The 14,349-nt window shown below is 44.9% G+C and carries 11 protein-coding genes; 3 read left to right on the top strand and 8 right to left on the bottom strand.

The window, feature by feature from the left end; genetic code table 11:
- Window positions 1–274: 274 nt before the first annotated feature.
- Window positions 275–3,202, bottom strand: coding sequence for a glycosyl hydrolase (locus B5X68_RS03295; RefSeq protein ID WP_170916565.1), 2,928 nt, complete (start codon window positions 3,200–3,202; stop codon window positions 275–277).
- Window positions 3,203–3,303: 101 nt separating this feature from the next.
- On the opposite strand from B5X68_RS03295, the gene B5X68_RS03290 reads away from it, so the two are divergent.
- Window positions 3,304–4,134 (top strand): GNAT family N-acetyltransferase, encoded by an 831-nt coding sequence (locus tag B5X68_RS03290; protein ID WP_082213226.1) that lies wholly within the window; start codon window positions 3,304–3,306, stop codon window positions 4,132–4,134.
- Here the strand turns inward: B5X68_RS03290 and B5X68_RS03285 are convergent.
- The 3 genes from B5X68_RS03285 to B5X68_RS03275 form a co-directional block, all read right to left on the bottom strand.
- Window positions 4,116–5,984 carry a gamma-glutamyltransferase family protein gene (locus tag B5X68_RS03285; protein ID WP_082213966.1) on the bottom strand — a complete coding sequence of 623 codons (1,869 nt, stop codon included), beginning with the start codon at window positions 5,982–5,984 and terminating at the stop codon, window positions 4,116–4,118. The two genes, B5X68_RS03290 and B5X68_RS03285, sit on opposite strands and share 19 nt — an antisense overlap.
- Before the next feature lie 245 nt (window positions 5,985–6,229).
- Window positions 6,230–6,877 (bottom strand): 2'-5' RNA ligase family protein, encoded by a 648-nt coding sequence (locus tag B5X68_RS03280; RefSeq protein ID WP_082213225.1) that lies wholly within the window; start codon window positions 6,875–6,877, stop codon window positions 6,230–6,232.
- Between the two features lie 158 nt (window positions 6,878–7,035).
- Entirely contained in the window at window positions 7,036–7,881 is an 846-nt protein-coding gene (locus B5X68_RS03275; protein WP_082213224.1) for an AraC family transcriptional regulator, read from the bottom strand.
- Between the two features lie 157 nt (window positions 7,882–8,038).
- Between B5X68_RS03275 and B5X68_RS03270 the strand changes: the two genes are divergently transcribed.
- Together B5X68_RS03270 and B5X68_RS03265 are read left to right on the top strand one after the other, a co-directional pair.
- On the top strand, window positions 8,039–9,010 hold the full coding sequence (locus tag B5X68_RS03270) for a phytanoyl-CoA dioxygenase family protein (RefSeq protein WP_082213223.1): 972 nt from the start codon (window positions 8,039–8,041) through the stop codon (window positions 9,008–9,010).
- 118 nt (window positions 9,011–9,128) lie between these two features.
- Window positions 9,129–9,752: an START domain-containing protein gene (locus tag B5X68_RS03265; RefSeq protein ID WP_082213222.1), complete on the top strand. Its 624-nt coding sequence runs from the start codon at window positions 9,129–9,131 to the stop codon at window positions 9,750–9,752.
- A 144-nt stretch (window positions 9,753–9,896) separates the two neighbouring features.
- On the opposite strand, the gene B5X68_RS03260 is transcribed toward B5X68_RS03265, so the two are convergent.
- The 4 genes from B5X68_RS03260 to B5X68_RS03245 all read right to left on the bottom strand — a co-directional run bounded on the left by B5X68_RS03260 (window position 9,897) and on the right by B5X68_RS03245 (window position 14,305).
- The gene (locus tag B5X68_RS03260; RefSeq protein WP_170916564.1) at window positions 9,897–10,904 is read right to left on the bottom strand and encodes a T9SS type A sorting domain-containing protein; all 1,008 of its coding nucleotides are present in this window, start codon (window positions 10,902–10,904) and stop codon (window positions 9,897–9,899) included.
- Window positions 10,905–10,941: 37 nt separating this feature from the next.
- Entirely contained in the window at window positions 10,942–12,000 is a 1,059-nt protein-coding gene (locus tag B5X68_RS03255; protein WP_082213220.1) for a phage tail-like protein, read from the bottom strand.
- 23 nt (window positions 12,001–12,023) lie between these two features.
- Complete coding sequence (locus tag B5X68_RS03250; protein ID WP_141110176.1) at window positions 12,024–13,118, bottom strand: phage tail-like protein; 1,095 nt, start codon at window positions 13,116–13,118, stop codon at window positions 12,024–12,026.
- Window positions 13,119–13,255: 137 nt separating this feature from the next.
- Complete coding sequence (locus B5X68_RS03245; protein ID WP_082213218.1) at window positions 13,256–14,305, bottom strand: hypothetical protein; 1,050 nt, start codon at window positions 14,303–14,305, stop codon at window positions 13,256–13,258.
- Between the last annotated feature and the right edge of the window lie 44 nt (window positions 14,306–14,349).

Raw genomic sequence — 14,349 nt, 5'->3', positions numbered from 1 at the left:
AAAGACAAACCACTATGAACCAGCCCGATGCGCTCAGCAGGAATGAACCGATACTCTGGTCGACCGGATTAGCGACTGACGTCTGGGAGATGTTCTGTGCAGCCAAAAAAGTGACTTCGAAACGCTGAAGGCCTTGTTGGAAAAAGACGATTCTCTGGCGCGAGGCGAGTTTGATTCTTATTGCAAATGGCGCTTACCTGGATATCCTGGGCAAAAAGCCGGGGACAGCATGAAATTGTATTGATACTTGAGGCCAAAAAGTCTATTTGAAATTTTATAGTTTTTTGATAATGACCGGCCCGACCAGTCCTGCGGGGACCGTGGTTTTTTCCTGTCCTTTAAATTGCAGATACAACGGGTTTTCTTTCACAGCTTCACCAATAAAACCATTGCGGCGGGAGGTTGTCACTTTCACCTCGATCTCATTTTCACCTGATTTCAAAAGTTTGGTAATGTTTAATTCAAAAGGTGTAAACAGTCTTTTGCCAGCAGGTTTGCCATTAATCATCACTTCGGCAGTGTAATAAACCTGACCGAGATCGAGGAAATAATTGGCATTCGACTCAACATTCTGAACATTAAATTTGGAACGGTAAATGCCATCACCGCTTGTGAATTTCAAGTCATCAATCTGCCGCCAGTCTTTCAAACTCTGATCACTCAGTACGGTTTTGCCAACTCCCAACGTCCAGTTATTAACTTTCAACATTTCAGTAGCTTTTCGGGAAGATGCAACGGGTGGAGAAAGAATGCTTTCTGATATATTCTTTGAAGTAGCATACAAAATTACAGATCCGTAAGGGGCAAGGTCATACGCAGCTGTCGCCTGTCCTTTTGTTACCTGACCATTTTCTGCGTTCATCCAATAATGATCCTTAAACTCTGAGCCGATTTTTAATTCCAAAGTTTGCCACTTGTCCGATTTATTCCAGAAAAAACGAACCTCGCTTCCATCCTCCATCTGCCGGACGATTTGCCGTGAAAAGTCCATTTTTCCAGTAAAATTTATCTTTTGCTCAATACTTTTATATGGTTTTGAATCCCATTTCACTGCGGTTTTCTGGCTGGCGGTCTCCTCCATCATTTGTTTCACAAGCTTATCATTTGCTTCAAAATCGCGATAGGATGGCTGGACTTCGGGTAATGCACCGTCCATCCACACTGCTGCACCGGCCTTGGTCATGGTGTTGATTTTTTGCGCCGCACGAAGGCCGATGAATGGCAAATTGGCGACAATCAGCGCTTGGTAATTGTTGCCGGCAATGGTGAAGTCCTTCCCAACGCTCGTGGCCTTTTGCAATGATTCTTCATTAACGAATTCCCAGGTTATGCCATTGGCTTCAAGCTCATTGATAATTGGCCAAAGCTTTTTGTACCAGCGGTTAATGCGCGTATCCGGCGCTTTGAAAACACCAAACCCTTGAATGTCGGGCTCTATGCCTTTCAGGTAACCGCGTTCCAGAATTTCTTCCGGATTCGTGGCAAGCTGATCTTCCGTAAAATCGACGAAAGGCATGTAAATAAGCACGTCGGTCTTTGGTTTGCCCGCCCGTAATGCATATTGGCACCGCGCCAGGTAAGCATTGATCTGCTTTACGTCCTTCCAAAAAGGATCGGTTTCGTTCATCCCGGTTGAGAAATTGACAAAAGGCAGGAAAGGTGATGACCAGGTGTTCCAGCCCTCAGCCCCGTATTCTCCATTGTTGTATTTGTAGGGTGTACCGTGGTAAATAAGCTGGTTAATGCCACAAGCCAGCGACTTGTCTGCCCACATTTTAATTTTCTGAGGCGTGGTCATTTCCGCTCTCAGGATCGACACGAATGATTCCTGCGTAATGACCGGCTTGTTGTTCAAATGCGCGCCGGATGTCACAAGTTTTAAATAACCCTCCGAGCCTTCTGCAAATAGTTGTTCAGCTTCCGGAATGTCGGCTGAGCCAGCAGCCCCGATCACATCAATAGGGAATCCATAGGCCTGCGTGCGGTGTAGCATTCCGCGACTGCCAAGCCAGCTGTTGGAAGCGCCTATGAAATTTTTCTTAAACACCTCGTTAACGGTTCTATCATAATCATACATCATCCGCCAATTTTCTTTTTCATTAAAAACTACCGGTGGTTTCGCACCTGCGTACATGCTCGCGAGATAAACGGGATGATCATAACCTTTTTGAAAAACGGAAGCGAGATACGGCGTGATGTCATAACCATTCATCGTCTTGAATTTATTCAGGAAATCGGCTGAAATGATCCTGTCTGTATGGAATTCGTAGCTATCATTAAAAATGGCACGCATCGGCTTGCCATGATATTTATTCAATCCGGTTCTGCGACCAAGCAGATATTCATATGTTTTTGCTACAACGGCCGGGTCCAGATGATCGATCACGTAGTTGTTTTTCTCGGAGGCGATGAGCGATGGCTTTTCACCGGAAGGGATTTTCCATGTTACCACGATCTGCCACTTTCCGTCATCCGGCGCCTTCCAGTCAAGTGTTCCGTTGTGAATGTTTTTACTGAGATCAACAATCGTTTTAGGTTCGAGAACGGTCTGATGATCATTTACTTTTTCAACTCTGGCAGCGATAATGCTCAACGGAACGGCCCATTTATCATCGACAAAATTCTTGGTCATCATAGCCGCCATCATGCCAGTGGCTTTTGGTGCGTGATTGCCAGGCTTAGGAAGGGCACCCTGGAAACTCTGGCCCGCATTGAGTATGGTATCAGACACGGCCAGCGTTTTCATACTTTCCTTCGGGTCAAAAAAGGATCCGCCCAGCGGCCATCCGCTGCCGCCGTTCATGTCAACAATTACCTTAGACTTTTTCGCCTGCTCCATGAGTGCAGCGATGTGGGCATAGTAAGAGGGTGTATCCCAGCTATAAACACGGTCGTGCTGTCCCTTTGGCGCTTTTGGATTCAACCCCTGCGTAAGCGGCTGCACTTCCACACCTGCAAAACCATTGTCGGCAAACATACGGATCTCGCGTTGCAGTTCTTCACTTGAAATGTCATTGCCAGGAAGCCACCAGCGGGTTAAAGGCCCGTAAGCACGCGGTGCGCTCTGAAATACTCCGGGATCAAAATCGTAATAAGGAAACCATTCCTTTTCTTTGGCTTCCTTGTTCAGGAATGCTGCGGAAAACGCTATTATTGTGATATAAATAAGGCAAATGAGGAGTCGGCTGTATAGTTGTTTCATTGTGATAGTCATAGTTTTAATAAATATAATAATATTTAACAAACATTATTACTGTCCCGAAATTTCCGATACAGCGTATCAGTGTAACTTATTCAAAGAACATGGATGATAGCCAACAACCTTCTTTCTCTCATGCAGAACCGGTTCTTTCAGTCCATAATGTGGCTGAAACGATAAAATACTGGCAGGAAGTCCTCGGTTTTCCTAACCAGTGGACCTGGGGCGAGCCGCCGAGGCACGGGGGGGTTTCATGGCACGGGGCCTCTATCCAGTTTTCACATAATCCAGCCTTGGCTGCCGCCCAGCACGGGCATTCCGTATGGATCCGTGTGCGGAACATCGAATTGCTGTATCAAATACATCAGGATAACAAGGCGGAAATCACAATGCCGCTCTCAAAGCAGGTTTATGGACTTAATGAGTATGTTATTAAGGACATTAATGGTTACTACATTACTTTCGCTGCTCCGACAAACTACAAAAAGGGCCATTCGGAGCAACTGCCTGCCAACATTAAAATTTCAATAAAAAAGCCAACGGTGGCCCAGTATCGCAACTTGTTCGAAGCCGTGGGTTGGGCTAATACAGCAACTGACGAAATGTTACAGGCACAGCTTGACTTCATGCAAACGACCGTGACAGCAGAAAATTCGGACAATGGCGATGTAATCGGCTGCGCATTGTTGCTCGGCGACGGATTCAGTTTTTATTATGTAAAAGACGTCATGGTCCACCCCGACTGGCAAGGAAAACGCGTTGGCACGGCAATTATGCAGGAACTCACGCGCTGGCTTGATCAGAACGCTACAAACAAAGCAATGGTAGGGTTATTCTCTTCCGAACACCTGGCTCCCTTCTATCAGCAGGTCCATTTTACGCCTACATTTGGAATGATGCGGATTATCGACCGTGATCACCAGCCTATGCCGTAATCCTCGCCATGGTTGCTGGATCCGCCCCAGAAACTTTTATGCTGCCAGTCAAAGTAAATAGCGTTGATTGGGCCGCTGGTCCTTGGCTGATAATAAAGCTTATAGCCCATTCTCGAAAGTTCCTTCCTCGACCAATCGGGCATCACCTGGTTCAGGATCAGTCCGCCTGGTTGCTTTTCGTGTGCACCAAAGCTCGCATACATTTGCAAAGTTTTAAAACTCGGCGCCTCCGTTGCTTCCTGAACTGTCATTCCGAATTCCACAACATTCAAAAAGAATTGAAGGAGCAGTTGATCCTGTTCATCACCAGCCTGTTTAGCAAAGGAGAGAAACGGCCTTCCGTCTTTCAGTGCAAGACTTGGCGTTAACGTTACGCGCGGGCGCTTTCCTGGCTCTACAACATTAAATGGATTTTCTTTCGCATCAAGAACGAAGGACTGCATACGTTGGCTCAGTCCCACACCCGTGTTACCTGCAATGCACGCAGGCACCCAGCCGCCACTCGGCGTAATACTCACAACCCAACCTTCTTCGTCTGCCGCTTCTACGGAGGTGGTTCCGGCTGTGAATTCTTCCATGTATTTCTCATTCAGTCCATTCGCATTGCGGTTGAGTGAAGCATGGAAATTTCCCCAGGATTTGATCTGATCGGCATAAGGGTTTTTCTTGCCTTCAAATGGATATGGATCTCCCGGAAGCGCCTTGGCATCATTTGTTTCCCAATTGATCTGCTTGATTCTTTCCTTTGCATATTCTTTAGAAAGCAAACCCTTCATTGGTTCCTCGGGAGCAAAAGCCGGGTCGCCATAATAAAAATCACGGTCAGCAAAAGCTAGGTTCATTGTTTGGTACAACGTGTGCACATAACGCGATGAATTGTAACCCATACTTTTCAGGTCGAAGTTTTCCAGCATATTTAATGTCTGGAGCAAAACCGGTCCTTGTGTCCATTGCTGCATTTTATACACATCAATGCCCCGGTAAGAAGTCATTAGCGGCTCCTCGATTTTAACTTTCCAGTTCGCCATATCCTGTTCGGTGATCAGCCCGCCCTGTTCCTGGGTTCCCCTGGCAATTTCTTTGGCAATATCCCCTTTGTAAAAGCGGTCATAAGCGGCGTAAATAGCTTCTTTCCTGTTTTTGCCTTTTTTTAAAGCTTCCTGCTCAGTATCGACCAATTTTTGAAGCGTGGCCAGCAGATCCTTTTGAACAAAAATTTCACCAGCGTCCGGCGCTTCGCGCTTCGATCCGAGGTGGGGCAGGAACACTTTGGTAGAGTAAGGCCATTTTTTGATTTCGCCTTTATCCCGTTCAATGGCATTGGCGGTCTGAGCTTCGATCGGATACCCTTCCGCAAGTTGCATGGCTGGTGCAAGCACTTCTTTCAGGGACATTGAGCCGTATTCAGCAAGCATTGTCATTAATCCACCCGCGGTTCCAGGTGTCGTTGCAGCCAAAGGACCGTATTCCGGGGGATATTTCATCCCTTTGTTCTTGAAAAACCCGGCCGTCGCACCAGTTGGAGCTACGCCCATCGCATTAATTGCGATCACTTTCTTCGTTTTCGGGTTATAGATCAGAGCCTGCGTTTCACCGCCCCAGCTCAATACATCCCACATGGTGCAGGTGGCCGCCAACATAGCACAGGAAGCATCGATCGCATTTCCTCCCTTACTAAAAATCATCGCTCCCGCGGTCGCTGCCATTGGTTTGCCGGTGATACCGATCCAATGTTTTGCGTGCAGAGGCGGTTTTTGCGTGGTGACGGGGAAATTATTAAAAGACTGTCCATTCGCTGTAAAAGTGGCGATGGCCAGGATGAGGGAATTGAAAAGGAAATTTATTTTCATAAAGGTAGCTGGTTCAGGTCTTGGCGACGGGTGATCTGCAATCCCCACATCATCCTCTACGCAATTTAAACATTTACCCCTTGCTGAGCCGCGCCCTTTTATATTTTTGTTTGAACTGTCGACATTGTTTGAAACGTCCGCAATGGTTGCACCATTAACATTGTTTTCACCATCAACATTGTTTGAAACGTCGACATTCAATGTTGTTCATGACGCGACACCCTGCGCGCCATGAAACAAACATGTTAAAACAACGAACCTTGTGTATAACTGCCTCCTGGAATCCCAAGAAGGGGAAATGTAGCAATTTGCTCGTACTTAGAGCCTGTGATCAGTGATCTCCTGAGCAGGATCATTTCGCTGGCCTGAAAGGTGGCAAGAAACTCGCGGTAAAGCCAGTCTATCGCAGCCTTCGCAGTTTGCAAAGCGCTCATATTTCTGGCAATGGTAAAATGCGGATGATCGCAGAAATGATTTTCTCCCGGTGCCCATTGCCGCACGTGATTCCCCACTTCCATTTTCAGCCTTTTCGCCAGATCGATAATCTGGTCCGACGCGCTGGTTTCCAGATCAACGTAAAATGTGCCGTACTCGTACTTTCTAAACTGGGTGAGCGAAATAGATAATGGGGATGCATGACGGGCCACTTTCTCGAAACCCTGGATAATGCGATCCACTTTATTTTCATGGATGGTGCATTTAAAGAGCGTCAGGTGAGGCACGAGGTTAGCAGCATATGCACAGCCATAGTTCTCTTCGAAATACCGCTTGACATTATGAAGCAAAGCTTCTGTAACCTTATCACATGAAAATACCAACAGATATTCATACATGTGGTGCCTGATGCTGGCCAGTGTATTCCAATGGTTGTTGTTGATGTGAACCCGTTTCATAATTAATAATGATGAAGTGTAATCCTGATGTAAAAATATTAATGTTATTTTAAATATCAAACATTTGACACTAAAAATATCTGAAATATTTTTCATAAAACATTGACAGGGCTCGTTTTGGAACGTGCAAGCGCGAATTTGACGCGTTTTAGAGAAATTTAGCTGAGGTATTTTTTCCTGAAATCAGAAGGATTTTCGTTCACGATTTTCTTGAAAAGCTTATTGAAGTAGGAGAGACTTTCAAAACCGACGGCAAAACAGGTTTCCGAGACAGTTTTGTTTTGTAACAGTAAATTTTTGGCCTGATTGATACGATATACATTAACAAAATCTGTAAAAGTCATCTTGGCATTTTTCCTGAAAAACCTGCAAAATGCGGGCGTAGTAAGGTTAACGTGCTCTGCAATAACATTCACATCGGGATTTTGGTCATAATGCAGCTCAACGTATTTGTAAATCGAATCCATGCGATGTTGCTCCTTTTGCAAGGATTTATTACCCGCTGGCAATGTATTCAGTGTTATGACTTCCTCGGAAGCAGCCAGTATTCTGAGGATTTGCAACAGTAATATAAGTTGGTCAAAATGATCAAGATCAGGGAGTTGCTTTAACTGTGCGCCAATCGCTTTCTTTGTTTGGCCAGAAAATGAAAGTCCGTGATGCGATCTTTCGAAAAGTGTTTTAATAGGAGCAAACTCGGGAAGGTTCAAAAAGTCTTTGCCTAAAAAATTTTCTTTCATCTGAATAATAACCTGCTCACATTCAGTTCGCACACCATAATCGAAATTGAGGTGTGGGATGTTTGGACCAATAAAAACAAGGTCGCTGCCTTCATAAACCGATGTATGGTCGCCCACATGGCGTGTGCCGCTGGTCCCTTCTACGTAAACGATCTCATACTCAGGATGTAAATGCCATAGAAATGTATCGTTTAGTCCGGGAGTCAGCAACACTTTAAAAGAACTTCCCGCGCTTGGAATAATTTCTTCCCGGATAATCTTCATTGTTTCAAGTCCATGTTTATGTATTGCTATTGACTAAAATACGTAAAGTTCCAGACATTAATGTCAATAGAGAGCAAATTTTGGTTGCTGGAAAGGTGGCGTAGCGGATCTTTGTATGCTAGCTTTGTTATATTAATTCACGTAATAATATTATAGCATGGAACAGCAAACAATGACGGCAACAATGGTGCCGGGCAACGCGCATACCGACATTCCCGGAAATCCATCGACCGCAAAATCAAGCAATGTGAAACTTAATGACCGAAGTAATGGCAGGCCGCTGGGGTTAATGACGGAGGAGGATTGGGATTTTTGGATCACAAATGGCTACATCGTTATTAAGGATGCGGTTCCGAAAGACCAGGTTAAAAAGCTTGCAGACTTTCTTTGGGAGTTTGAAGAAAAGGATCCGAATAATCCCGAAACCTGGTATGCGCCTCCACGTGCAGAGATGAAAATGAAGGAGTTGACCAACACGGGAATGGTCGAAGTTTATAACCACCAGTATTTGTGGGATAACCGCCAGTTTCCGAAGGTTCATCAGGCATTTACGGATATATGGGGGACAGAAAAGTTGTGGGTAACGATCGACCGTGCCAATCTGAATTTGCCCTTGCGGCCTGGGTTTGACTATAAAGGCTTCATTCACTGGGATTATGATCCGGAAACAAAACCACAAAATGTGCAAGGTGTGTTGGCGCTGGCCGATCAGGACGATGAAAATATGGGTGGTTTTCAATGCATACCCGAGCTTTTCCGGACTTACGACACCTGGAAATTAACGCAACCCGAAGATCGCAATCATTTTCAGCCGGATACGACAGGTTTTGATCTCGTAAAAGTAAAGATGAACGCGGGCGATCTGCTGATTTTTAACAGCTCGCAGCCCCATGGCATCAGAGCAAATCGCAGTCAGGACAAAGTGCGTCTTGCACAATATATTTCCATGATGCCGGCTCAGGAAGATGATGAGGCATTGCGTCAATGGCGCATTAACTCCTGGCGGGAAAGAGAAGCGCCAACTGGTTATGCATTCCCGGGCGACCCTAGAAACTGGGAGAAAACCAAATACGAAACCGCACAACTTTCGGAGCTGGGAAGGAAGCTGCTGGGGCTGGATAAGTGGTGATGGGTTGATGCACATTCGTCATTCAAAACCAGTTTTCTGTCAGTTGATCCGCGCTTTATAACGATTGGTCATTTTATGGTTGAGGAGGGGAGGTCAGAAGTGTGATTTTTGCATTGTTATGAGCAAGGCGATCGTCATTTTTCTGTTGTTTTATTTTCCGGTCTTTGGCCAGTCGGACTGGAGGTTAACCGCTGAAAAGGACGGGATAAAGGTGTATGCCAGAACAGTGGCCGACTCGAAAATTAAAGCTTTAAAGGCAGAATGTATTATGAAAGCCACTGTGCAGGAAGTAGTTGCATTGTTGCTTGATGTGAAGGCAGCAGAAAAGTGGGTATGCCACACCAAACTCTGCTCGCTGGTCCGAAAAGTGTCCTCAACAGAACTTTATTACTATACAGAAGTGTCGTTGCCCTGGCCCATGGAGAACCGGGATTTTGTCACGCATATGGAAGTTTTCCAAGACCCGGTAACGAAGATTGTGACCGTTAATGCACCTGCAGTGCCAGGCTTTGTTAATATGAAAAAAGGCAAGGTTCGCATTAACCATTCATCCAATGTCTGGAAGATCATTCCGCTTGACAGAGAACGCGTAAAGCTGGACTATACTCTCCAAGTTGATCCTGGCGGCTTGCTCCCAGCTTGGGTGGTCAATTCTTTCGCTTGCCAGGGGCCGATTATCAGTTTCACGGCGATGAAAAGGGAGTTGAGCACAGGAAAATACAAACAAACGGCTACCCATTAATGCCGAATTTGCTAAGAGGTGGCCAAAAAATAGCGCAGCCATGGTGTTTTTATAACCATGCTGCGCTGTGAGTTGGGGATTAATCTTCAAATTCAGACCATTAACATTCCGGGGGGATTCGATCTAAGTTAAATGTTTGAAAGTTTAGTTTTTTATCAACTTAGATGAATGCAACGTTCCGTCCTGCTCCCGAACCTGTATCACATAAATGCCTGCGGCTAGCTGTTTTAGATTAATTGCACTATCAGGAAGCTGTTGAAACTGACTTTTATTCGCTTCATAAACAACTCGTCCTGATTTACTAACAATTTTAACATGGTCTAATTGCTGCACGTTCGGCATCTCGATAGTCAGCCAGTCGGCCACGGGATTTGGATGGAACGCAATAGAAAGATCGTTTTCTACTTGAATGTTCCTGATCCGGCTGAACGCAAAACTTCCATCATTGTCAACCATTCGTAAGCGGTAGTAGTGTTCTGCTGCTAACGGTCGCTCATGTACGTACGAATAAGTGCGCTCTATTTTGCTGTCACCATTTGACTTCACCTGTCCTAATGCCGTCCAGGTTTTGCCGTCCGTGCTATGTTGAACTTCAAAAAAATCACTGTTTGCCTCAAACGAAGTGCTCCAAGTCAGCACGACATCATTTTCCTTTTGAGCAGCCACAAAATCCACAAGTGTAACAGGCAGTACGCTACCGGACGATGTTGCGGTGATGAAATTAATATTCGTCCAATCGCCGGATTCAGACACATTGTTCAATATCGGATCAGGCGTGCTTTTATTGGTTGGGATTTGATAAATCTCATTGGCACCGGCAGTCGCCAGTTGCAGCATATCCTCAGAATTTCCATTCAACTCTGATTCCAAGTACGTTATCAGCACTTTACCCTTAAACGAAAGTGGATTCGTAAGCTTATAAACCCGATTTATACTACCCGTTGGTTTACCCACAACCGGCTCACTGGAATGTGTGATCTCATTATTATTTAGGTTAGTAGCCTCAGTGGCTGTCAGTGACAGCGAACTGACGGTAACTATCGTACCGGGAGAAATGAAAAAGCTATTATCGCCAGTTTTAAGTTGTGCCCGTGCTGGAAATGAAGCGGACGCACATCCGAGTAGCGCTATTAGAACGTGTTTTGTTTTCATAAACGAATAATTAACTAATTGATAAACAAGCCAAGCATTAAAGCTTTTGTAACAACCTGCCATTGAAATGAGCAGCGGAAGCGGAAGTTTCGAGTTCAATACCGTTTGTTGCAGACATACCAGCCACAAACACTATATCTCCTTGTTCTAGTTGGCAGTCTATTGTCAAAATTGAAGTATGATGTAAACTAACAAATGACTCAAAGTCAAAGGCCAGAACTGTCTCATCGCCATTACGTGATCTGATTAGCTTAAGAGACGGTTGATACAATAAATCGGGATCTGAATGTACCCATTCAACCATCGCATCAAAATGGTAAATGCCGTTAACGGGTGCAGTAAAATTGTTGCTTGCTACATCATATGCCCCACCTAAATTGTATTGCAAAGTCCCAAAATTAACTTTAACTAATGTTAGCCCCTTCGTGGAATTAATATTGCCACCTCCGTTAATCCCGATTTCGGAAAACGCAATGAGATTCACAGCAGGCGTTTGCCATGAGGCGTTACCATTTGCGTCCGAGGTTAAAAGTTTGCCTTGACCAGGTGCTTGCCCGTTACCTGAAATTTTCAGCTTTCCATTAACATTCAGTGCTAATCCGTTAGCACTGGTTGCTTGTACACCAACACCGTTAGTACTGTTTCCTGACACACCGGTGCCTGTTTCAGATGAGCCTCTTACTCCTATTTTCTCGGACAGTCCGGAAATGCCTATTGCATTTGCTTCATTACTTGAATTTTCAATAAAGAATAATGCACCACCGCTACTTCCGCTCTGGCTGAATGGAAGATTCAACCTTGTACCCACAAGCCGCCATAAAGGATTATTTTTATCGCCAGAGTTATAATAGAAACCTTCGGCCCCCATTTGAGTATTGGTATTGTAAAGTAATAATGTGTTCGCAGGATTTGGAATTGTAGTCTTATCAGTGATAGACTCTAGGGAGACTTTTGGTAGCAAAATTCCCTTGTTCCCGCCATTGATATCAAGCACAGCACTTGCATCCGGGGAATTTGTGTTAATACCGACACTTTGTGCATTGGACTGTTGCCAGAGCAACAGGATAATTATTATTGTAACTGTGGATTTCATCATTTTAATTTTAGGAAGTATAATCTTTAATTTTCAATTGCGAGATGTCCATTGAAGTGCGAGTCCATCTCATATGTATCAAGTGCTACCTGAGGGCCATAGGAACGGGCGATTACACTAATCAAATCACCAGTTTGTAATTCGCAGTCGATAGCAATATGAGAAGTGTGATAAGTCTTTGTAGTCCATGCCCGATCCTCTGACAAATCCGTCGTGATCCCGTTTCTTATCCTTACAAGCTTTATTGTTGGCCCAAAAGAATCGTCAGGGTCAGCTATCTTCCATCGCACCATTACGTCAAAATGATAGATTCCGTTTTTTGGCACAAGTAATGAACTGTGGGGGGCCATATTTGCATCATTATAATTAGTCCCTACATCGTATTTTTGATTTGCGAAAGCTATTTTAGTGTAGGTACTTTCGGACATATTTTGATTACCTCCTCCTAAAACACCGTCCGCAAGAAATCCATTGAAAATATTATCGAACTCATTAACAGGAACCTGCCAGGAAGCGTTGCCGTTGCTGTCAGAAGTAAGTACTTTCCCAGATCCTGGCTGCGTATTGCCACCACTGATCTTCATTTTTCCATTGACATTGAGCGCTAATGCGTTTAAGGAAGTTGCGAAAACGCCTGTCCCGGTTCCTGAGCTAATTCCCGAGACCGCTGTCCCGTTTGAAGAAATGCCAGAAATGGCTTGGCCCGTAGCAGCAAATCCTCCAATTGCCGCAGCAGTGGCAATTAACGATGTATTTTCAACTGAAAAAAGTGACACAGGGCTTGACTCAACCTGATTAAAGGGCAGAATTAGATTCTCTTCCACGTTCTTCCAAAAAGGACTCGCTGCCGTCCCAATATTAAAATAAAACCCCTTCTTTTCTAGCAATCCATCATTCGTATTATAAAGCAACAAACCATGCGCAGGGTTTGAAACAGTCCCAGCATCCGTTGTTGACTGCAAAAAGACACGCGGCAGCAACACGCCCTTATTCGTAGCCTGAACGTCCAATACTGCGCTGGGATCCGGGTAGTAAGTGTTAATCCCGACATTCCCGATCGTCTGTGCGAAGAGCTTTTGCTGGAACCAGAGTAGGGCAAAAAGTAGTAGGATTTTCTTCATAACATAAGCAAGGTTTACAAAGTTGAAATGACGCATTTTCCTAATGCGTTAGATAAAAATTGCGCAGCGCTTACGTTGTTACACTATCTAATGTGCCAGGTGTTGGTTTGAATTATTAATCGGCAAAACCCTCCCTTTTATTCGACCGTGTTAAACGGAACGGTTATTATCTCGGCCGAGGATGGTGACTTATTGCCTTTCGAAACGTCCCCGTCAAACGCCCGGTTTACATTGTTTCCAGCCAGATCTTCCAGCCTGGTTTCGACTTTCAGGATGTAATTCTCCTGCTTCCAGGGTGTGTTGGGCTTGAATTGGGCAGATTTCTCTTTTGGGCCAATATGCCATTGGCCGGGTAGTGTTTCTCCTTTACGTGTGGTTACGGAAAAGGTTTCGTTTAGTAAGCTGTGGTCCAGGGATTCCAGGAAATCTACATTCAAAGGCTGTTTTGTGTCTGTTTTAGGGAAAGAAATTTTCCAGCTTGCTGGCGCGGGAGAAATGCTGTCACGGGATGTGGTAAGGAAGGTTTTTTTGAATGCTGTTTTTAGTTTCCCTCCGTTGCTGCCTTGCCATTCGGGTGAGACGGTAATGTGATAGGAAGCGTTACTTTGCAGGGGAGCACCCAGCTTTTTATTAGGTTGCAAATCGCGTTTGACCCTTCCGGGATCCAACCATAGCGTAAGTATTGTGCGGTTTTCGTTCCAGAGTTCTGGCTGGAGATCGAGAAATGCTCCTTGTATGGTGTCGGAATTGCCCTTTACCAATGCTACAAACTTGCCCGATTGGCCTTCACGCATGGGATGGGAAAAGTGCAAAAACACTTTCAGAAGGTTTTCAGGAAGCGTGTCGCCGGATGGAAAGAACCCGGTCAGCTCGGGCGCATCCTTATCGGCCGCATCAGGGATAGTAAATGCTCCTGAACTTTGGTTACGGATAATGAGCTCATAATCAAGTCCGCGGGTGAATGGGACCAAAGGTTCAAAAATCAATGAATCGCCTTGTTTTGAAAAATTACCCAGGATAGCAACTTTATTCTCGCCGTTTTTGAGCGAGATTTTAACTAAATCTGAGATCGAATCGCCGGATATGGATCCCAGATTTTGATTAAAAATTGAAATGCTCGACGCCTTTTTGTCTTTCCAGTGGATGGTAATATGATCGTCGTGCTCCTTCTTTTGACATGCTACCATTGATATCAACACAAAAAAGGTCAGGCTAAACATAACGCTTAACC

Origin of the sequence: Dyadobacter psychrophilus (genome assembly GCF_900167945.1) — a bacterium.
Lineage (GTDB): Bacteria > Bacteroidota > Bacteroidia > Cytophagales > Spirosomataceae > Dyadobacter > Dyadobacter psychrophilus.
The sequence above is the reverse complement of the archived record's forward strand: the minus strand, read 5'-3'. Positions and strand labels throughout refer to the sequence as shown.

Excerpts from the sequence above, each read along its gene's own strand:
- B5X68_RS03280 (WP_082213225.1), bottom strand. The coding sequence starts at position 6,877 with ATGAAACGGGTTCACATCAACAACAACCATTGGAATACACTGGCCAGC.
- B5X68_RS03250 (WP_141110176.1), bottom strand. The coding sequence starts at position 13,118 with ATGAAGAAAATCCTACTACTTTTTGCCCTACTCTGGTTCCAGCAAAAG.
- B5X68_RS03255 (WP_082213220.1), bottom strand. The coding sequence starts at position 12,000 with ATGATGAAATCCACAGTTACAATAATAATTATCCTGTTGCTCTGGCAA.
- B5X68_RS03245 (WP_082213218.1), bottom strand. The coding sequence starts at position 14,305 with ATGGTAGCATGTCAAAAGAAGGAGCACGACGATCATATTACCATCCAC.
- B5X68_RS03265 (WP_082213222.1), top strand. The coding sequence starts at position 9,129 with ATGAGCAAGGCGATCGTCATTTTTCTGTTGTTTTATTTTCCGGTCTTT.
- B5X68_RS03270 (WP_082213223.1), top strand. The coding sequence starts at position 8,039 with ATGGAACAGCAAACAATGACGGCAACAATGGTGCCGGGCAACGCGCAT.
- B5X68_RS03290 (WP_082213226.1), top strand. The coding sequence starts at position 3,304 with ATGGATGATAGCCAACAACCTTCTTTCTCTCATGCAGAACCGGTTCTT.
- B5X68_RS03285 (WP_082213966.1), bottom strand. The coding sequence starts at position 5,984 with ATGAAAATAAATTTCCTTTTCAATTCCCTCATCCTGGCCATCGCCACT.
- B5X68_RS03260 (WP_170916564.1), bottom strand. The coding sequence starts at position 10,904 with ATGAAAACAAAACACGTTCTAATAGCGCTACTCGGATGTGCGTCCGCT.
- B5X68_RS03275 (WP_082213224.1), bottom strand. The coding sequence starts at position 7,881 with ATGAAGATTATCCGGGAAGAAATTATTCCAAGCGCGGGAAGTTCTTTT.
- B5X68_RS03295 (WP_170916565.1), bottom strand. The coding sequence starts at position 3,202 with ATGAAACAACTATACAGCCGACTCCTCATTTGCCTTATTTATATCACA.